Annotated in this window: 12 protein-coding genes; 10 read left to right on the top strand and 2 right to left on the bottom strand. The window is 46.3% G+C overall.

Going from position 1 to position 20,630, the window contains the following annotated elements:
• Positions 1 to 135: 135 nt before the first annotated feature.
• Both AB4507_RS13360 and AB4507_RS13365 read right to left on the bottom strand, forming a co-directional pair.
• A complete protein-coding gene (locus AB4507_RS13360) occupies positions 136 to 1,887 on the bottom strand; it encodes a diguanylate cyclase domain-containing protein (RefSeq protein ID WP_372182821.1) in 1,752 nt (583 codons plus the stop codon).
• A gap of 91 nt (positions 1,888 to 1,978) precedes the next feature.
• Positions 1,979 to 2,932, bottom strand: a complete 954-nt coding sequence (locus tag AB4507_RS13365; protein ID WP_372182822.1) for a TIGR01212 family radical SAM protein — start codon at positions 2,930 to 2,932, stop codon at positions 1,979 to 1,981.
• A 530-nt stretch (positions 2,933 to 3,462) separates the two neighbouring features.
• Here AB4507_RS13365 and gltB (AB4507_RS13370) point away from each other — a divergent pair.
• The 10 genes from gltB (AB4507_RS13370) (at position 3,463) to AB4507_RS13415 (ending at position 20,565) form a co-directional block, all read left to right on the top strand.
• Complete coding sequence (gene gltB / locus AB4507_RS13370; RefSeq protein WP_123423002.1) at positions 3,463 to 8,010, top strand: glutamate synthase large subunit; 4,548 nt, start codon at positions 3,463 to 3,465, stop codon at positions 8,008 to 8,010.
• On the top strand, positions 8,010 to 9,479 hold the full coding sequence (locus tag AB4507_RS13375) for a glutamate synthase subunit beta (RefSeq protein WP_017630242.1): 1,470 nt from the start codon (positions 8,010 to 8,012) through the stop codon (positions 9,477 to 9,479). Before gltB (AB4507_RS13370) ends, AB4507_RS13375 begins: the two co-directional genes overlap by 1 nt.
• 428 nt (positions 9,480 to 9,907) lie before the next feature.
• Positions 9,908 to 14,371: a glutamate synthase large subunit gene (gene gltB, locus AB4507_RS13380; protein ID WP_372182823.1), complete on the top strand. Its 4,464-nt coding sequence runs from the start codon at positions 9,908 to 9,910 to the stop codon at positions 14,369 to 14,371.
• Positions 14,372 to 14,387: 16 nt separating this feature from the next.
• A complete protein-coding gene (locus AB4507_RS13385) occupies positions 14,388 to 15,800 on the top strand; it encodes an FAD-dependent oxidoreductase (RefSeq protein WP_372182824.1) in 1,413 nt (470 codons plus the stop codon).
• 159 nt (positions 15,801 to 15,959) lie between these two features.
• Positions 15,960 to 16,388 carry a DUF1499 domain-containing protein gene (locus AB4507_RS13390; RefSeq protein ID WP_372182825.1) on the top strand — a complete coding sequence of 143 codons (429 nt, stop codon included), beginning with the start codon at positions 15,960 to 15,962 and terminating at the stop codon, positions 16,386 to 16,388.
• A gap of 126 nt (positions 16,389 to 16,514) precedes the next feature.
• A complete protein-coding gene (gene mtnN, locus AB4507_RS13395) occupies positions 16,515 to 17,210 on the top strand; it encodes a 5'-methylthioadenosine/S-adenosylhomocysteine nucleosidase (protein ID WP_017630246.1) in 696 nt (231 codons plus the stop codon).
• A 10-nt stretch (positions 17,211 to 17,220) separates the two neighbouring features.
• Positions 17,221 to 18,174 carry a cobalamin biosynthesis family protein gene (locus tag AB4507_RS13400; RefSeq protein WP_372182826.1) on the top strand — a complete coding sequence of 318 codons (954 nt, stop codon included), beginning with the start codon at positions 17,221 to 17,223 and terminating at the stop codon, positions 18,172 to 18,174.
• Position 18,175: 1 nt separating this feature from the next.
• A complete protein-coding gene (gene btuF / locus AB4507_RS13405) occupies positions 18,176 to 19,036 on the top strand; it encodes a vitamin B12 ABC transporter substrate-binding protein BtuF (RefSeq protein ID WP_017630248.1) in 861 nt (286 codons plus the stop codon).
• 74 nt (positions 19,037 to 19,110) lie between these two features.
• Positions 19,111 to 19,728, top strand: a complete 618-nt coding sequence (locus AB4507_RS13410) for a TRIC cation channel family protein (RefSeq protein ID WP_048658038.1) — start codon at positions 19,111 to 19,113, stop codon at positions 19,726 to 19,728.
• A gap of 255 nt (positions 19,729 to 19,983) precedes the next feature.
• Positions 19,984 to 20,565: a flavodoxin family protein gene (locus AB4507_RS13415; RefSeq protein WP_372182827.1), complete on the top strand. Its 582-nt coding sequence runs from the start codon at positions 19,984 to 19,986 to the stop codon at positions 20,563 to 20,565.
• Positions 20,566 to 20,630: the final 65 nt, after the last annotated feature.

The following is a 20,630-nucleotide window of genomic DNA, read 5'->3' on the forward strand; positions in this document are numbered from 1 at the left end:
GTTTGAAGATGGGAGGTAAGCTAGCTACATCACACGCAGCAAGTGTTCAGCGGTAATTTCGAAGGTTAATTAACCAATACAAATACTAACTAAGCAAAAATAGCCGGGGATAATCAAATTGCCAATTTTATAGCGTTAGCGAATTGAGTATGGATGCACCATTGAACGGTTGCGACCGTCTGATTTCGCTTGATACAACGCACTATCAGCCAAGGCAACAGCCGATTCCATTTCATCATCAGGTGTAGGAATGTAAGAGATAATACCAATACTCACCGTGATGAATTCAGAGACTGTCGACTTCTCATGCGCAAGTTCCAATTTTAGGACTTCATCATGAATACGCTGCGCCACCAGCTGAGCACCTTCGGTCGTTGTATTTGGCAGAATAAAGCCGAACTCTTCACCACCATAACGAGCCACACAATCAGATGAACGATTCAACACCTGCTTAAATGCCTGAGAAACCTGAATCAAAGCATCATCGCCTTGTTGGTGTCCGTAAAAGTCGTTGTAGCCTTTAAAGAAGTCGATATCACATAGCATGATCGTCAGTGGCAGCTTCTCACGCACATGATAATGCCACAGTGTAGAGAGCTGTTCATCGAAACGACGTCGGTTAGACACTTTAGTCAGGCTATCCATAAAGCTGAGGCGTTCAAGTTCAAGGTTGGCTTCTTCAAGCTTTTGTTCTGCTAGATAACGCTCTGTAATATCACGCGCCATGATCAACACACCATTAGTGCTCGATGCTGGATCTCTAAACGGTGATTTGACTACATCATACCAAATAAATGTTCCATCACTTGAGACCACTTTGTCGATATAACGCAGTGATTTACTTTGATGAAGCACTTGATGATCGGTTTCTGATATTCGCGTATAGATGCTATGTGGCACCACATCTTGTAAACGTTTACCGATCAAGTCACTGACTTCAGAGATACCCAGCGCAGCCACAAATGGTTTATTACACGCTTGATAAACCATGTTTTCATTAAAGATACCAATCGAGTCTGGGCTGGCCTCCAGGAGGTTTTGCAAGATGGTGTCACGCTGCGCAAGTGCCACTTCGGTATCTTTTCGCTTCTCCATCTCGCCACGCAGTTTCTGCTGCATGTCATGCCAATCGGTCACATCATGGCTAATAGAGAGCGTGCCGATGGTTTCTCCATCTTGGGAAAGCAGCACACTTTGGTAGGTTTCAAGCAAGCAGCTTTTTCCATCTTGATCTGTAGTCCAAGAGCGTTCACTTACACGACCTTTTAATACTCCACCAGAAACACTCAGGGTGCCCTCTTCAGCACGACCATGCCAAAACTTTTTAAACGAGCGATTACTCGTCACTAACTGACCTTTCTGATCTTTCACGTAGATCAGCTCAGACAAAGAATCCAAAGCGGTACGAGCAACATTCAGTTCTCGAACTTCTTGGGACAGTTCTTCGTTAGTGTTTTTATAAGGTGAGGCGTGAATCATCCAAGCCTGCTTATTTCTAAAATGGATCTTACGACCGATCAAGTTGATCTTGAACGACTCAAATTCAGAAAGCGCCCACAGGGAGACCTGCTCGAAGGCTCGAGAGTTGATGTGGTTGGTTAAGTAGTGACGAAAGCTGTTCTCGCTTTCCACAGTAGGAAAGCGAAAATTAACACCGATTTGGCGGATACCAAGCAACTGCATGGCTTGGCGATTGGCATAGAGTATTTCGCCACTTCGAACATCAACAAAGTAGAGTGGCGACGGGGTAGCAAGTAGAAGCGTTTCGATATGCGACTGATAACGAGAATAGAGATGCCAGCAGATGAGAGCAATCAGCAATACAACAACGATATAAATACCGTAGCCATACGCCCTGTCCCACAACCAAGTCATTACCAGTTCCATTTACTCTCAATCTATACCATAAAATCTGTTAGGGAAATGTTACCACTATTTATTGGTTTTATCTGCTGTTACCTACAGTCACCCATTTCTATTAATTGGCCGCGTTTAAAACAGGCAACGTGTACTCGAATGCAGAGCCCGTTTTGATGCCTTGAGCACCGGTTTTATCCAACGAACGACCTATTTCAGTCATCGCTAACCAGCGGTTCTCACACCATAAAGGAGAAAGTAAGGTTGGGCGTCTCGCCGCTGAAGAAACACGGTGATAAACCACGTCCGCAGGCGTGCGTTGAATGATCTCACTCGCGATATCGATGTACTCTTCAAGGCTTGGGGCTTCTAGCTTTCCTGCCTTCCACGCCTTAGCCATGGTACTGCCCTCTACTATATGAAGGCCGTGCAGCTTAATGCCATCGGTGCCAACCGCTAATACCTTATCTAAGGTTTCAAGGTTATCCGCTTTATTTTCTTTTGGTAAACCAACAATCAGGTGAGTACATACCTTGATACCTAAAGCGCGTGCGCGTTGGGTGATCGTTTCATACACTGCAAAATCGTGGCCGCGGTTAATTCGCTTGAGGGTTTTATCATTGGCGGTTTGCAGGCCAAGCTCGAGCCAAATCTCATAGCCTTGTTTAACGTAGCCCGCTAACAGATCCAACACCGCATCAGGCACACAGTCTGGTCGCGTGCCAACACAAAGACCAACGATCTCTGCACCGGGTGCTTTTAGCGCCTCTTCATACATATTCTTGAGCACTTGCACCTCAGCATAAGTGCTGGTGTACGCCTGAAAGTAAGCCAAATACCTCTTGGCACGAGCAATCTCACCCGCACGATCTTTTAGCTGGTCAGCAATACTTTGAATTTGAGTTTGTTCATCGGCAAAGGAGGCCACGTTACAAAAAGTACAGCCTCCACGACCAATGGTCCCGTCTCGGTTTGGGCAGCTGAAACCACCGTGAAGCGTCAGCTTGTGGACTTTCTCGCCATAACGGCGTTGAAGGTCTTGGCCGATAGTATTGACCAACTCGTGTAATTGCATATTTTCAAAGCACTCAAGTAAATAAGAATGAATATCAGTCTTTTTTTGAAAAAAAATTACATCCCTGCAAAATTCGACCAATTAGTTTACTCAAGGCTTTTTGCGAGCAACCTAACAAATATCAATAAACATGCAAAAAATCGGCTCTATTTGCCTAATGTTGCACATTTGTTAGGCATTAAATTCAAAATAAAACGAAAAAAATGGTCTACATGGGTCAACTTTCATTGCAATTCGCCTAGACAAAATTGTAGGATACTTACACATATTGGCTATTTTTGAGTATTTACTTACAACGAAAACTTGCTAATAAGTCGGTGATATCTAACTCCCACCTATATAAACCACTAGTTTGTGGTTAAAAATAAACAGGTATCACTAAGGATTGTTTTTCTCGCAATACTTTTCCTGCGAGATACGGAAAGGATTCAAACCGCCAGCATAGGCAGGTTTAGACCCATAAATATAAAAGGACAAGGCTGACTTTATACAAATAAGTTGCGCCTAGATTTAACTGGAAGGATGTATCTATGGTAGATCAAGAGCAGAACTCACAGGGTCTGTATACTCCTGAATTGGAGCATGACGCTTGTGGTATCGGTTTTGTTGCGCATCTAAAGAATCGCAAATCTCATGATGTAGTAACTCAAGCACTCGATATGCTTGCACGTATGGAACACCGTGGCGGCCAAGGCTGCGATCCGTGTTCTGGTGATGGTGCAGGTATCCTGCTACAGAAGCCGCACGAATTCTTACTAGAAGAAGCCGTAAAGCTTGGAATTAAGCTGCCATCTTTTGAAAAATATGGTGTTGGTGTTGTACTTTTCCCTAAAGATGAACACAAACGTGCACAGTGTCGTGACATTCTAGAACGCAATGCACAACGCCTTGAGTTAGAAGTGATCGGTTACCGTGAACTTCCAACTGACAATTCAATGATTGGTGCTGACCCACTAAGCACTGAACCTCAATTTGAACACGTATTTATTTCTGGCGGCCCTGGTATCACACCAGAAGAGCTTGAGCGTAAACTGTATGTTCTACGTAACTACACGGTTCGTGTATGCCTAGAAAGCGTTTCAAATATCGGTGATGACTTCTACATCAACTCTATGTCTTACAAGACATTGGTGTACAAAGGTCAGCTAACAACTGAACAAGTTCCTCAGTACTTCCTAGACCTGCAAAACCCAACAATGGTGACAGCTCTAGCACTGGTACACTCTCGCTTCTCTACCAATACATTCCCACGTTGGCGTCTAGCTCAGCCTTTCCGTTACATCGCGCATAATGGCGAAATCAATACGGTTCGCGGCAACCTGAACTGGATGAAAGCGCGTGAAGCAATCCTAGAATCGGATCTGTTTACACAAGCTGAAATCGACATGCTACTGCCTATCTGTCAGGAAGGTAGTTCGGATTCATCAAACTTCGATATGGCACTTGAGCTACTTGTTCTCTCAGGTCGTACTCTGCCACATGCGTTGATGATGATGATCCCGGAAGCATGGCAAGAAAACAAAAACATGGACCCAACTCGTCGTGCGTTCTACCAGTACCACGCGAACGTAATGGAACCATGGGATGGCCCAGCATCTGTATGTTTCACCGATGGTGTTCAAGTAGGTGCAACGCTAGACCGTAACGGTCTGCGTCCTTCTCGCTACACAGTAACAAAAGACGATTTCCTAGTAATGGCGTCTGAATCTGGCGTAGTTGAGATTGCACCTGAAAACGTTGAGTACCGTGGTCGCCTGCAACCAGGTCGTATTTTTGTTGCTGACCTTGAGCAAGGCCGCATCATTTCTGATGAAGAAGTGAAAGACAGCATTGCTAAAGCACAACCCTACGAAAAGTGGGTTGAAGAGAACCTTCTGAGCTTGAAAAAGCTACCAGATGCGAGCAACGAATTTAGTCAACCTTCTCCAGAGAAACTTCTCCACAAACAACAATCGTTTGGTGTGAGCTCTGAAGAAGTTAACGAAATCATTCTACCTCTTGCGAAAACAGGCTACGAGCCACTTTCTGCAATGGGTGCTGACTGGCCGCTAGCGATTCTTTCTCATCAATCGCAGCATCTTTCAAACTACTTCAAACAGTTGTTTGCACAAGTAACTAACCCGCCGATCGACCCGATTCGTGAGCGTATGGTTATGTCTCTGAACACTTACCTAGGTAAAGATCAGAACTTACTTGCTGAAACACCTGAACACTGTCAAAAAGTAGAGCTTGAGTCTCCAGTACTGTCTAACTCTGAGTTAGAAAAACTGCGTGCAATCGATAACGAGCACCTTCAAGCGAAGACGCTGGATATCGTATTCCAAGCAAATGGCGACCAAGGTAAATTAGAGCGCGCACTTAAGCGTATCTGCCAATACGCAGAAGACGCAGTGATTGATGGCTACTCTATCATCCTACTAACTGACCGTGCGGTTAACTCTAACCATGCCGCTATTCCAGCAATGCTGGCTGTTGGCGCGGTTCACCACCACCTAATCCGTAAAGGTCTACGTGCTAAGTGTGACATCGTGGTTGAAACGGGCGACGCTCGTGAGACACACCACTTTGCAACGCTTATCGGTTACGGTGCGAACGCAGTTAACCCATACCTAGTTATTGAAACGATTGTTGAACTGCAACGTACGAAGAAGCTAGATCCAAACGTACACCCACGTGAGTTATTCGATAACTACCGTAAAGGTGTTAACGGCGGTCTACTTAAGATCTTCTCGAAGATGGGTATCTCTACGCTGCAGTCTTACCACGGTGCACAAATCTTTGAAGCACTTGGTGTTAGCAAATCAGTGGTTGAAAAATACTTCACAGGTACTGTTTCTCGTATCCAAGGTCTAACGATCGACGATATCGCACGTGAAGTACTGGTTCGTCACCGTGTTGGTTACCCAGCTCGTGAAATCCCAGCTCAGATCCTTGATGTTGGTGGTGTTTACCAGTGGAAACAACGTGGTGAGAAGCACCTATTCAACCCAGAAACGATTTCTCTACTTCAAGAATCGACGCGTAACAAAGACTACGGTCAGTTCAAGAAGTACGCAAAAGCAGTCGATGACCAAGGCGACAACGCAGCAACGCTACGTAGCCAACTGGATTTCATCAAAAACCCTGCAGGCTCTATTCCTCTAGCAGAAGTAGAACCAATCGAGAACATTCTTAAGCGTTTCGCTACTGGCGCAATGAGCTTTGGTTCAATCTCGCACGAGGCTCACTCAACACTGGCTGTTGCAATGAACCGCATTGGCGCGAAATCAAACTCAGGTGAAGGTGGTGAAGATCCAGCACGTTTCGAACGTAAAGAAAACGGTGACTGGGAACGCTCTGCAATCAAACAAGTGGCTTCAGGTCGCTTTGGTGTAACGTCTTACTACCTATCTAACGCTGATGAGCTGCAAATCAAGATGGCTCAAGGTGCGAAACCTGGTGAGGGTGGTCAACTACCTGGTGATAAGGTTGATGACTGGATCGGCGCAACGCGTCACTCGACTCCGGGCGTAGGTCTTATCTCTCCACCGCCACACCACGATATCTACTCAATCGAAGATTTGGCTCAGCTGATCTACGATCTGAAAAACGCGAACCGTAACGGCCGTGTCAACGTGAAGCTAGTATCGGAAGCGGGCGTAGGTACGATTGCATCGGGTGTAGCAAAAGCGAAAGCTGACGTAGTACTTATCGCAGGTTTTGATGGTGGTACGGGTGCATCTCCGATGTCTTCTATCCGTCACACTGGTTTGCCTTGGGAGCTTGGTCTAGCGGAAACGCACCAAACACTACTGAAAAATGGCCTACGTAACCGTATCGTTGTTCAGTCTGATGGTCAGATGAAAACACCACGTGACCTTGCAGTAGCAACACTACTTGGTGCTGAAGAATGGGGCGTAGCAACAGCAGCATTGGTTGTTGAAGGCTGTATCATGATGCGTAAGTGTCACAAGAATACATGTCCTGTTGGTATCGCAACACAGAACAAGACTCTACGTGAGCGTTTCGACGGCCGCGTAGAAGACGTAGTAACCTTCTTCCAATACATGGCTGAAGGCCTACGTGAAGTAATGGCTGAACTTGGATTCCGCTCTATCGATGAGATGGTGGGTCAATCGCACAAACTTAAAGTTCGTGACGACATCGGCCACTGGAAGTACAAGAACCTAGATCTAACACCTGTACTGCACATTGAGCAGGCTCGTGAAGAAGATGGTATCTACAACCAAACACAACAAAACCACAACCTAGAAGATGTTCTAGACCGTAAGTTGATTCAAGCTGCGATTCCTGCACTTGAGAAAGGCGAAGCCGTAAATGCGACCTTCCCTATCATCAACACGGACCGCTCTGCGGGTACCATGCTGTCTAACGAAATCTCGAAGGTTTACAAAGACCAAGGTTTACCACAACCAATGAACGTTAAGTTCCACGGTAGTGCTGGTCAATCTTTCGGTGCGTTCCTTGCGAAAGGTGTTAAGTTCGAAGTAGAAGGCGACGCGAACGATTACTGGGGTAAAGGTCTATCGGGCGGTACTTTGGTACTGTACCCAGATGCGAAATCTTCTATCGTTGCTGAAGATAACATCGTGGTTGGTAACGTATGTTTCTACGGCGCGACCTCAGGTGAATCTTTCATTCGCGGTATGGCTGGCGAACGTTTCTGTGTTCGTAACTCAGGCGCGAAGGTTGTTGTTGAAGGCGTTGGTGACCACGGTTGTGAATACATGACTGGCGGTGTTGCTATTATCCTTGGCTCAACGGGTCGTAACTTTGCTGCGGGTATGAGTGGCGGTGTCGCTTATGTTTGGGATAAAGCGGGCGACTTCGAAACCAAGCTTAACTCTGAACTTGTAGACCTAGATCCAATTGAACAAGAAGATAAAGATCTTCTACTAGATATGCTAACCAAGCACGTTGAATTCACAGGAAGTGAAGTTGCTCAGTCTTTCCTAGACAACTTTGAAGCAAGTGTTGCATCACTAATTAAAGTAATGCCACGCGACTACAAAGCAGTTCTTGAGAAGCGTAAAGCTGAAGCACAACAAGCACAAACGGAAGAAGTGGAGGCAGTATAATGGGTAAGCCTACTGGATTTTTAGAACACGGTCGTGAGCTTCCAAAGAAGCTCGACCCGTCAGTTCGTATCGAAGACAACAAAGAGTTCGTACTTAACGAAGAGTTTGGTGACAAGATCAATACTCAAGCATCTCGTTGTATGGACTGTGGCGTACCTTTCTGTCACAGCGGTTGTCCGATTGGTAACATCATCCCAGAATTCAATGACGCGGTTTACCGTGACAGCTGGGAAGAGGCTTGGAACATCCTAAGCTCAACTAATAACTTCCCTGAATTTACAGGTCGTGTGTGTCCTTCTCCTTGTGAGAGTGCTTGTGTACTAGGTATCAACCAAGACCCAATCACTATCTGTAATATCGAGAAAACCATTGTAGAAACTGCGTACCGTGAAGGCTACGCAAAACCTAAAACACCTCGTTCTCGCACAGGCAAAACAGTAGCTGTTATCGGTTCAGGCCCTGCAGGCCTAGCCGCTGCTGAGCAACTGAACAGTGCAGGTCACTCAGTGACTGTATTTGAACGTGACGAGAAAGTTGGCGGCCTACTGCGTTTCGGTATCCCAGACTTCAAACTGGGTATGGACGTGATTGATCGTAAGATCAACCTAATGGCTGAAGCGGGCGTTGAGTTTAAAGTGAACCAGCACATCGGTGTTGATGTTAACGCTCAGCAACTACGTCAAGAGTTTGATGTAGTCTTGCTAACAGGTGGTTCTACGGTTCCTCGTGACCTACCAATTCCAGGTCGTGAGCTAAAAGGCGTTCATTTTGCGATGGAATTCCTTGGCCAAAACAACCGTCGTGCCAACGACCTAGATCTGAAAACAGAAGAGATTCACGCTCAAGATAAGCACATTGTGGTTATCGGTGGTGGTGATACGGGTTCTGACTGTGTAGGTACCTCAAACCGTCATAAAGCAGCAAGCATTACTCAGGTAGAGATCATGCCGATCCCACCAGAGAAGCGTCCTGCAAATATGCCTTGGCCTCAATACCCAATGATCATGAAAACAACGACTTCTCACGAAGAAGGTTGTGAGCGTCACTGGAACATCTTGACTAAAGAGTTCATCGGTAACGAGCAAGGTCAAGTGACGGGTCTACGTATTGCTGACATCGTTTGGCAAGATGCGAAACCTGGTGAGCGCCCAAGCTTTGATGAAGTGGCGAACACAGAACGTGTTATCCCTTGTGATATGGCATTCCTAGCGATGGGTTTCTTACACCCAGAGCCAACAGGTGTGCTAGCTCAACTAGACATTAAACTGGACGAGCGCGGTAACGTCGCTTCTGAAGGTTACGCAACTAACCAGAAAGGCGTTTTCGCTGCTGGTGATATGCGTACAGGTCAGTCTCTAGTGGTACGTTGTATTAATGAAGGTCGTGAATGTGCAATTGCTATTGATGACTTCTTAATGGGTAACTCAAACTTAGAAGCGAAAGCTGATTCACTCATGCTTTCCGCATAATATTTCTCGGGCTAGCGTCAATGACGTTAGCCTAGAGGAAAAGTAACACCCTTCCTAACTTTTATATTTGGCTAGCACTCAATGCTAGCCTTTTTTCTATCTGGCCTTCGGCGTTTTCAAAAACACCCTGTTGTATATGTTAAATATCATTAACATTCATCTTGCATATCTCATTGATATCCATCGACTATTTTAGATTATTAAGTGGCTAATCGCGTTTATGCATGATAATTAACCATGAACTTGACCTTAAACACAATTAGCTATACGTTGTAAAGCTGATGAAAATAAAATCAATCGGTTTTGTTAACACAACCAATAACGTTTTAACTGGCTAAAGCAAACTATCAGTTTATAAAAAACAACAAGTACATGAATAGTTAGTCATTTACTGTCTGGATGACAGAGAAGCAAAAGGGAGAATTGCAATGGCTCTATATGATCCTAGTCTTGAAAAAGACAACTGTGGATTTGGTTTAATAGCGCAAATGGAAGGCCAACCTAGTCATAAGTTGGTAAGAACTGCTATTTCAGCCCTAGATCGAATGACACACCGTGGTGGTATCGCTGCGGATGGTAAAACCGGAGATGGCTGTGGCTTATTACTGCAGAAACCAGACTCTTACCTCAGAATTATCGCAGAAGAGAATAACTTTAACCTCGGCAAGCAATACGCTGTTGGCATGATTTTCTTCAGCCAAGACCCAATCAAAGCGCAATCCGCGCAAGACATCGTCAATAAAGAGCTCGCTCAAGAGACACTCACCGTCGCAGGCTGGCGTGTTGTGCCGACTAACACCGACGTGTTAGGTCCAATCGCAAAAGACTCAGTCCCCAACATTCAACAAGTCTTTATCTCAGCACCTGCAGGTTGGCGTGAACGCGACATCGAACGACGCCTATACATTGCTCGTCGCAGAATTGAAAAGCAGATCACCGAAGACAAAGATTTCTATATCTGTAGCCTTTCAACACAGGTGATGGTCTATAAAGGTCTGTGTATGCCTGCCGATCTTCCGCGATTTTACCTCGATCTTGCAGACTTACGTATGGAATCGGCGATATGTCTGTTCCACCAGCGTTTTTCAACCAACACACAACCACGCTGGCCACTGGCTCAACCATTCCGCTATTTGGCGCACAATGGTGAGATTAATACCATAGAAGGTAACCGACAGTGGGCTAAGGCTCGTGCCTATAAATTCTCTTCACCGCTGCTTCCCGATTTGCAAACCGCTGCACCTTTTGTGAATGAGACAGGCTCAGATTCTTCAAGCCTAGATAACATGCTCGACCTGTTCCTTGCCGGAGGTATGGATGTGTTCCGAGCGATGCGTATGCTTGTTCCGCCCGCATGGCAAAATCACCCAGACATGGACCCAGATCTGCGTGCCTTTTACGACTTCAACTCCAAGCACATGGAACCGTGGGATGGCCCTGCTGGCATCGTACTTTCAGATGGTCGTTACGCCGCATGTAACCTTGATAGAAATGGCCTGCGTCCTGCGCGTTATGTGATTACCAAAGATAATCTAATCACACTGGCATCTGAGGTCGGTATCTGGAACTACGCACCGGATGAAGTTGCAGAAAAAGGCCGTGTTGGTCCAGGTGAACTACTGGTAATAGATACTCGCCGCGGCAAGCTGTGGCAATCTAATGAGATCGACAATGACCTCAAAGGTCGCCACCCATATAAAGAGTGGATGGAAAAGAACGTTCACAAGTTAACGCCATTTTCTGCGCTGCAAGATGACCAAGTCGGTAAGCGTAGCTTTGACGATGACACGCTAAAGACCTACCAAAAACAGTTTGCGATGAGCAACGAGGAATCAGACCAAGTACTGCGTGTACTTGGTGACATGGGTCAAGAAGCGGTAGGTTCAATGGGCGATGATACGCCGATGGCTGTGCTCTCTTCAAAAGAGCGTCTGGTTACTGATTACTTCCGCCAGAAGTTTGCACAGGTCACCAACCCACCAATTGATCCACTGCGTGAAAAACACGTGATGTCTTTGGCGACCAGTATTGGTAAAGAGATGAATGTGTTCTGTGAGACAGACGGTCACGCCTATCGTGTCACGTTTGATTCACCAGTACTGCTTTACTCAGACATACAGCAGCTTCTGCAGTTAAGTCAAAAACATTACCGTCATGTTATTCTCAGCATGCACTATGACCCTAACCATCAAGACCTTGAACAAGCAATCAAAGCAGTATGTGATAGCGCCGAACAAGAAGTCCGTGAAGGTGCCGTTTTAGTTGTGCTGTCGGATAAAGGGTTAGAGAAAGGCAAACTACCAATCCCTGCAGCCATGTTGGTTGGTGCGGTGCAAACAAGACTTGCTGATACCAATCTGCGTTGCGATGCCAACATCGTGGTTGAGACAGCAACTGCTCGAGACCCACACCAATTCGCAGTGCTACTTGGCTTCGGTGCGACCGCGGTTTACCCATACCTGGCTTATGAAGCATTAGGTAAAATGTTAGATGATGGCTCTTTAGATAAAGACTATCGCACCGCGATGCAGAACTACCAGAACGGCATCAACAAAGGTCTGTATAAGATCATGTCGAAGATGGGTATTTCTACGATTGCTTCATATCGTTGTTCGCAACTTTTCGAAGCCGTTGGCCTACATTCCGACGTTGTTGAACTCTGTTTCCGCGGAGTTACCACACGAATCCAAGGTGCTAGCTTTAGCGATTTCCAACAAGATATCTATAACTTATCGCGTAAAGCGTGGACCAAGCGTAAACCGATCGAGCACGGTGGTTTACTGAAATACGTCCATGGCGGTGAATACCACGCCTATAACCCAGATGTGGTCGGCACTCTGCAAACCGCAGTGAAAACTGGCGAAACGTCGGATTACCTATCTTTTGCTAAGCAGGTAAATGCTCGCCCTGCCGCGATGCTGCGTGACTTAATGAGCCTTAAAAAAGCCGATAAGCCACTAACACTTGAGCAAGTAGAGCCGAGCAGTGACCTCTTTAAGCGCTTTGACTCAGCAGCGATGTCGATTGGTGCTCTGAGCCCAGAAGCTCATGAAGCGCTGGCCATGGCGATGAATCGCTTAGGTGGTTACTCAAACTCTGGTGAAGGCGGTGAAGATCCACGACGCTTTGGTACCGACCGTAACTCACGCATCAAACAGATTGCCTCTGGTCGTTTTGGTGTAACGCCACATTACTTAACCAATGCGGATGTTCTACAAATCAAAGTTGCACAAGGGGCGAAACCCGGCGAAGGTGGTCAGCTACCGGGTCATAAAGTCACGGCAGAAATCGCCAAACTGAGATACTCAGTTCAAGGTGTCACTCTGATTTCCCCTCCTCCACACCACGATATTTACTCTATCGAGGATCTAGCGCAGCTGATTTTCGACCTTAAGCAAGTTAACCCTAATGCCTTGGTTTCAGTGAAGTTAGTATCCGAACCGGGTGTTGGTACTATCGCGACAGGTGTAGCAAAAGCCTATGCCGATCTAATCACTATTTCTGGCTACGATGGCGGTACCGCAGCGAGCCCACTGACCTCAGTAAAATACGCAGGCTGTCCTTGGGAACTAGGGCTAGCAGAAACCCAGCAAGCATTGGTTGCTAACGGGCTTCGTCATAAGATCCGTCTGCAAGTCGATGGTGGTCTGAAAACCGGTCTTGATGTGATTAAAGGTGCGATTTTAGGCGCTGAAAGCTTTGGTTTTGGTACCGCACCAATGGTCGCAATGGGTTGTAAGTTCTTACGAATTTGTCATCTCAACAACTGTGCAACGGGTGTCGCGACTCAAGATGAAACATTGCGCCGCGAATACTTCAAAGGCCTGCCAGATATGGTGGTGAACTACTTTACTGGCCTAGCCGATGAAGTTCGCCAATACCTTGCAGAGCTTGGTGTAGAAAAACTTACCGACTTGATTGGCCGTACTGATTTACTTGAAGCCGTTCAAGGTCTCACAGCGAAACAGAGCAAACTCGATCTATCTTCAATACTCGAAGCTCCAGTCTCTCCGGAAGGTCACCCGCTGTTTTGGACCGAACCAAACGCGCCATTTGATAAGGCTCAGCTCAACCAGCAGATTCTGGATGATGCTCTCTATGCGATTGAGAAACGACAGTCCACCAGCCTTTACTACAACGTGATTAATACAGACCGTTCGATAGGCGCACGTATCTCTGGCGAAATTGCTAAGCGATATGGCAACCAAGGCATGGCTGGATCGCCAATCAAATTGTACCTAGACGGTACCGCAGGCCAATCCTTTGCTGTTTGGAACGCAGGCGGCGTAGAACTTTACCTAACGGGTGATGCTAATGACTATGTTGGTAAAGGCATGGCTGGCGGTAAGGTGGTTATCAAACCTCACCAAGGCACCGCATTTACTTGTAACAAAGCAACCATCATAGGTAACACCTGTTTGTATGGTGCAACCGGAGGCAAGTTATTTGCTGCTGGTACGGCTGGCGAACGATTTGGCGTACGTAACTCAGGCACGGTTGCCGTGATTGAGGGTGCGGGTGACAACGCCTGTGAATACATGACCGGTGGTATTGTTGCCATTCTTGGCGCGACTGGCGTTAACTTCGGTGCAGGTATGACGGGTGGCTTCGCTTATGTCATGGATAAGAACGAAGACTTCCAAGGCCGAGTGAATAACGAGTCGGTTGAGGCGCTTTCTTTGTCTGACTTATATATCCACCAAGAACATCTGCGTGGCTTAATTGCTGAGCACTTAGAAGAGACAGGCTCAGTACACGCTGAAGCTATTCTGGCGAACTTTGATGAATGGATTCCAAAGTTCTACCTAGTGAAACCAAAGACGGCAGATCTCAACACCTTGCTCGGCCACCAAAGCCGCAGCTCAGCTGAACTTCGTGTTCAAGCGCAATAATTGGAAGGAGCCAATAATGAGCCAGAATGTATACCAATTTATTGATGTGAATCGCGTAGATCCAGCGAAGAAACCAATCAAGATACGTAAAATTGAGTTTGTAGAGATCTACGAACCTTTCACTAAACAGCAAGCCAAAGCGCAAGCAGACCGCTGTTTAGATTGTGGTAACCCATACTGTGAATGGAAATGTCCAGTTCACAACTATATTCCTCAGTGGCTTAAGCTTGCCAATGAAGGGCGTATTATCGAAGCCGCTGAACTGTCTCACCAAACCAACAGCCTTCCTGAGGTTTGCGGTCGAGTTTGCCCTCAAGACCGCTTGTGTGAGGGCTCTTGTACCCTCAATGACGATTTCGGTGCAGTAACGATAGGCAATATTGAAAAGTACATTACCGACAAAGCCTTTGAGATGGGTTGGAAGCCTGACATGTCTCACGTTGAGTGGACTGATAAAAAGGTCGCGATCATCGGTGCGGGGCCAGCAGGCCTTGCGGCGGCTGATATCTTAGTTCGCAATGGCGTGAAAGCTGTTGTGTTTGACCGTTACCCAGAGATCGGTGGCCTACTGACGTTTGGTATTCCATCGTTCAAGCTTGAGAAAGGCATCATGGAAAATCGTCGCCGCATCTTTAGCGAGATGGGCGTTGAATTTCAAATGAATACCGAAGTTGGCAAAGACATTCAACTTCAACAACTTGTCGATGATTACGATGCTGTATTCCTAGGTGTCGGTACCTACAAAAACATGCGTGCAGGTTTAGACAACGAAGATGCACCGGGCGTTTATGATGCCCTGCCTTTCCTAATCTCTAACACCTACAAGGTAATGGATTTAGAAAACCCAACCCCATTCATCGATATGCAAGGTAAGAAGGTGGTCGTGCTTGGTGGTGGTGATACCGCGATGGACTGTGTACGAACCTCGATTCGCCAACATGCGGCCAATGTTGTGTGTGCTTACCGCCGAGATGAAGCCAATATGCCGGGCTCTCGCCGTGAGGTGAAGAATGCACGTGAAGAGGGTGTAAAGTTCAAGTTCAACCTCCAACCTATTGGCTTAGAACTAAATAGCGCTGGTCATGTGGTTGGCGTCAAAGTCGTGAAAACCGCTTTGGGTGAACCTGATGAAGCTGGCCGTCGCCGTCCAGAACCTGTTGCAGGCAGTGAGCACATTCTTGAAGCCGATGCCGTTATCATGGCATTTGGTTTCCAACCTCACGCTATGGAGTGGCTAGAACCTTTCGGTGTCGAGCTTGATCAATGGGGCCGTATTAAAGCGCCTGGTCAGCAAGAGTTTCAGTACCAAACCACCAACAGCAAAATATTTGCCGGTGGCGACGCGGTTCGTGGCTCTGACTTAGTGGTAACCGCCATCGATGAAGGCCGCAAAGCCGCTGAAGGGATATTAGATTACCTAGAAGTGTGAGTGGGCTTCCTTTATTACTCAGTTCGTTACTATAAAAAAGGATCCAATTATGGATCCTTTTTTGAATTAGATACGTTTATCACAAGCACAACAAAAAACAGCAAACAAGCCAATTCCGATAACTACAATTAGAATTAAAAACAAGCCATAGGAAACACTATGAAAAAAGCCGCTCTCCTCTCGCTATCACTTTTAACTTTAACCGCTTGCAGCCAAGGGATCACGGACATGAAAGACAGAACATCATCACCTTGTGGTGACAAACCAAATTGCGTATCAACACAAGATGACCGTGAACAACATGCTTTGGCTGCATACGAGCTATCCGATTCAGCAAGCCTTGATGCCATTGAGCAAGTCGCTTTGACTTTGCCGGGCGCGAAAACGGCCAACAAAACCGATGATTACCTGCGTGTTGAGTGCACATCACGCATCATGCGCTTTGTCGATGACTTAGAACTTAAGATCACCGATGGCAAACTGATCGTGCGTTCTGAATCTCGTACTGGTCATTCTGATTTTGGTGTGAACCGAAAGCGTGCTGAACAACTTCGCGCAAGCCTAAAAAGCGAAGGCCTAATCAAATAGATAAAAGAATACGCAGATAAATCGCTGCTATTCGGATGAGAAGTGCCTCAGGGCTGTCGCTCGACACTTCTCTTCCATGCTACAATTTCGCTCTACTGTTTAAATATTTTTATTAAGAGACTACACATGAAAATCGGCATCATTGGCGCAATGGAGCAAGAAGTTGCGATCCTAAAAGCAGCAATTTCAGACATTACTGAAGTTAATAAAGGCGGTTGTACCTTTTTCTCTGGTCAGCTAAATGGTGTTGACGTTGTTTTGCTTCAATCAGGCATTGGTAAAGTAGCAGCAGCAGTTGGTACTTCAATCCTACTAAGCGAATACCAACCAGATGTCGTTCTAAACACTGGCTCTGCTGGCGGTTTTGATTCAACACTGAACCTTGGCGATGTTGTTATCTCGACTGAAGTTCGTCACCACGATGCAGACGTTACGGCTTTCGGTTACGAAATCGGTCAAATGGCAGGTCAACCTGCAGCATTCAAAGCTGACGACAAACTGATGCAAGTTGCTGAACAAGCGCTATCTCAAATGGAAGATAAGCACGCTGTTCGCGGCCTTATCTGTACTGGCGATGCATTTGTTTGTACCGCTGAACGCCAAGAGTTCATCCGTAAGCACTTCCCATCAGTGGTTGCTGTAGAGATGGAAGCTTCTGCGATTGCTCAAGCTTGTCACCAATTCCAAGTTCCATTCGTGGTTGTTCGTGCAATCTCTGACGTTGCAGACAAAGAATCACCAATGAGCTTCGAAGAGTTCCTGCCGCTAGCAGCACAAAGCTCTTCTGAAATGGTTATCAAAATGGTTGCCCTACTAAAGTAAGCGACTAGACATGCAAACACTGTTTGATCAGGTATTTGCAAATGGCGTGCTCCTTGTAATGTGGGGAGTACTGCTTTTTCATTTAATCTTACCTATCCCTCATGCCGCGCACCCCACGACCTTATGGCATAAGTTTGCTGAACTTTTAGCAAGCAAGGTTAATAACAACCACAACTATTCCCAAAGCTTAATCTCGGGCACATTAGCCTGGGGGTTAATGGTATTACCGACTCTGGTTATTCTGTTGGCCTTGCAACCTTTGGTTTGGCAATCTCAGCTGTTTGAGTTAGCACTGCTATTACTCGCAATTGATTGGCGTAATAATGAAAAGCTGGCTAATCAGTTGATCAAAGCACTTGGTCGAGAAGATAAAGCCGCCGCTCGTCAGTTACTGGCTCCAATTGTCAATCGCCAGACCGAATCACTTTCATCACTAGGCCTAGGCAAAGCCGCTACAGAAACTATCATCATGGGTTACGCTCGTAACGTGGTTTGTGTGCTGTTCTGGTACGCCATCGGTGGTGGTATCGCCGCATTAATGTATCGCCTGATTGTCGAGTTGGCTCGAGCTTGGTCACCAAGCCGTAAACAGTTCTCTCCTTTTGGCTCAACGCCAATCAAGATCGTCGCTATCCTAGAATTTATACCAATGCGCTTGTTTGCCTTGATGATCGTCTGTGGTGATAAAGCGTCTCACACATTTAAGATGATGCTCGTTCAAAGTCGCTCTTGGCCTCTACCAGGCCCTGCATGGTTAATTACCGCCGTAGGTAACAAGTTAGAGTTATCACTAGGTGGCCCTGCCATTTATGACAACACCAAAGCCATTCGTGCAAAATTAGGCGGCAGAATCGCCCCATCAGCGCTGCATTTATCTCAGGTTCAAAAGCTACTTTTTGGTCGCATCGCTGTCTGGATATTCTTACAGAGCCTAGCCTTACTCATTATTCACCAAGGGATTTAAAGTGAAACCCTCTCAACTTGTTACACGATGCTCAGCCCTCGCGTTCACTCTCAGCTTCAGTTTATGGGCACCCACTTCACTTGCTACAGAAGTAGCAACAGCCGAACGTGTTATCAGCCTAGCACCTCACGCAACCGAGCTAGCGTACAGCGCTGGCTTGGGTGACAACCTTATCGCGGTAAGTGAACGAAGTGATTACCCACCAGAGGCTGATAAGCTTGAGAAGGTAGCAAACTATCAAGGCATCAAGGTTGAGAAAATCATCGCACTGCAGCCAGATCTGATTCTTGCGTGGCCTGCAGGCAACCCGCCTAGAGAACTCGCGAAATTAGAGCAGTTTGGTTTCAATATTTACTACTCAAAAACCAAAAGCCTAGACAGCATCGCGACCAATATTGAACAACTCAGCCAATACGCCAGCGACCCGAGTATCGGTGAAAATAATGCCAAACAATACAAAGAACAGCTCAACGCGTTAAGGCTAAAATATAAGGACGCCGAACCGGTAAACTACTTCTATCAGCTTAGCGAAAAACCGATCATTACCGTGGCACAAGGACACTGGCCAAGTGAGGTGTTTGAATTTTGTGGTGGTCACAATATTTTTGAAGACAGCGCCTCCCCTTATCCGCAAGTTGGTATTGAACAGGTTGTGCTTAAGAAACCGGAAGTGATCTTCACGTCTCAGCACGCAATCGAGAACGGAACAATGTGGCAAACTTGGGAAGAAGAGATCCCTGCTGTCGCTCAAAATCAGATTTGGTCACTCAATTCAGATTGGATTAATCGCCCGACAACCAGAACTTTGCAAGCGATCCAACAAGTGTGCGATTTCTTCGATAGAGCTAGGCAAAATCACTAACTTTTTGCTGCGTTTTTTCGTACAATTCGCCACCGACCTGTCCCTACAATTTTAACTATAAGAGCACCAGTATCATGGACTCCATGCTGCTTTATATTATCGATTTATTTGGCACTGCCATCTTTGCTATTTCTGGCGTTTTTGTCGCAGGCCGTCTTAAGATGGACCCCTTTGGCGTAGCCGTTCTAGGCAGTGTAACCGCGATTGGCGGCGGTACAATTCGTGACATGGCATTGGGTGCAACCCCAGTGTTTTGGATCACTGACACCACCTACCTTTGGGTCATCATCATTACCTGCTTGCTAACCATGATCATTGTAAGACGTCCCAAGCGTCTGGCGTGGTGGATACTGCCAGTATGTGATGCAATCGGCCTAGCGGTATTCGTGGGAATTGGTGTAGAAAAAGCACTGATTTACCAAGACTCTGCATTGGTGGCCATTATCATGGGTGTCATCACCGGTTGTGGTGGCGGTATTATTCGCGACGTGCTTGCCCGTGAAGTGCCGATGATCCTAAGAAGTGAAGTGTACGCGACCGCTTGTATTATTGGTGGTGCTTTCCACACCATGGCAATCAGCATGGGTCACGACTCAGAGACGGCATTTTTAGCCGGTGTATTCTCAACACTGCTGATCAGGCTTGGGGCTATTCGCTGGCACTTATCACTGCCGACGTTCGCCATCAAATAAGCTAGCGCTACACAATTGATTAAAGGCTCCGTAAGGGGCCTTTTTTAATTCTATTTCATCTTCTAATTCACTCATAAACATCTGTCATTAAATACGAATTCCTAAATTTCACTTTCCAAAGTCCCTCTCTCGTTTCCAAATCCCAATCCAGTTAATAATGTTTTTTATTTACTTACCTGATTACCAGACTATATTAGTAAATAAATAACTTTATAAAGACATTTACTTACTAATACTAACTACGAGGGTTTAAGGATGAGCAGTAATAAAATTGGAATTGTTTTCTTCTCTAAATGTGGGGCAACCAAGCAAGTAGCAGAGCTCATCGCAGAGGGCGTAAACTCTCAACTGCCTAGCTCAGCACTGCTCATCGAGGTTCTCTCGTCTGAAATCATTGAAGGAAGGTATGACAATGACGATAAGCTCACAGCATTAGATAGCTGTGGTGCGATTGTCTTTGGCGCGCCAACTTACATGGGGTCACCCGCAGCCCAGTTTAAGAGTTTTATGGATGCGACCAGCGATACCTACGGTAAGAAATCATGGCGAAACAAACTCGCTGCTAGCTTCACCACTGGTGGCAGCCTCAACGGAGAGCAACAACAAACCCTACTCAGCTTTTTCACTCTAGCTTGCCAGCATGGCATGATTTGGGCAGGGCTTGATGTATCTAAGCACATCGACGACCTAGGTCTGAATCGTACTGGTTCGAGCATTGGCTTGGTTGCCAGTGTCGACGAGGATCCAACCTCGACAAACAACAGCGTTAATGAAAATGACCTAAAAACCGCTTTCTATTTTGGTCAGCGTATCGCGAGCTTGGTTCAAAGTTCGTAGCTTGTGTGATATCTATGAGCTCAAGACTAGAGAATGAATGTCGTTTCAGGTAACTTGATTAAATC

It is taken from the genome of Vibrio sp. 10N.222.54.A3 (assembly GCF_041474095.1).
In the GTDB taxonomy this organism is placed as follows: domain Bacteria; phylum Pseudomonadota; class Gammaproteobacteria; order Enterobacterales; family Vibrionaceae; genus Vibrio; species Vibrio crassostreae_C.

Excerpts from the sequence above, each read along its gene's own strand:
- AB4507_RS13360 (WP_372182821.1), bottom strand. The coding sequence starts at position 1,887 with ATGGAACTGGTAATGACTTGGTTGTGGGACAGGGCGTATGGCTACGGT.
- AB4507_RS13385 (WP_372182824.1), top strand. The coding sequence starts at position 14,388 with ATGAGCCAGAATGTATACCAATTTATTGATGTGAATCGCGTAGATCCA.
- AB4507_RS13415 (WP_372182827.1), top strand. The coding sequence starts at position 19,984 with ATGAGCAGTAATAAAATTGGAATTGTTTTCTTCTCTAAATGTGGGGCA.
- gltB (WP_123423002.1), top strand. The coding sequence starts at position 3,463 with ATGGTAGATCAAGAGCAGAACTCACAGGGTCTGTATACTCCTGAATTG.
- AB4507_RS13375 (WP_017630242.1), top strand. The coding sequence starts at position 8,010 with ATGGGTAAGCCTACTGGATTTTTAGAACACGGTCGTGAGCTTCCAAAG.
- gltB (WP_372182823.1), top strand. The coding sequence starts at position 9,908 with ATGGCTCTATATGATCCTAGTCTTGAAAAAGACAACTGTGGATTTGGT.
- AB4507_RS13365 (WP_372182822.1), bottom strand. The coding sequence starts at position 2,932 with ATGCAATTACACGAGTTGGTCAATACTATCGGCCAAGACCTTCAACGC.
- mtnN (WP_017630246.1), top strand. The coding sequence starts at position 16,515 with ATGAAAATCGGCATCATTGGCGCAATGGAGCAAGAAGTTGCGATCCTA.
- AB4507_RS13410 (WP_048658038.1), top strand. The coding sequence starts at position 19,111 with ATGGACTCCATGCTGCTTTATATTATCGATTTATTTGGCACTGCCATC.
- AB4507_RS13400 (WP_372182826.1), top strand. The coding sequence starts at position 17,221 with ATGCAAACACTGTTTGATCAGGTATTTGCAAATGGCGTGCTCCTTGTA.
- AB4507_RS13390 (WP_372182825.1), top strand. The coding sequence starts at position 15,960 with ATGAAAAAAGCCGCTCTCCTCTCGCTATCACTTTTAACTTTAACCGCT.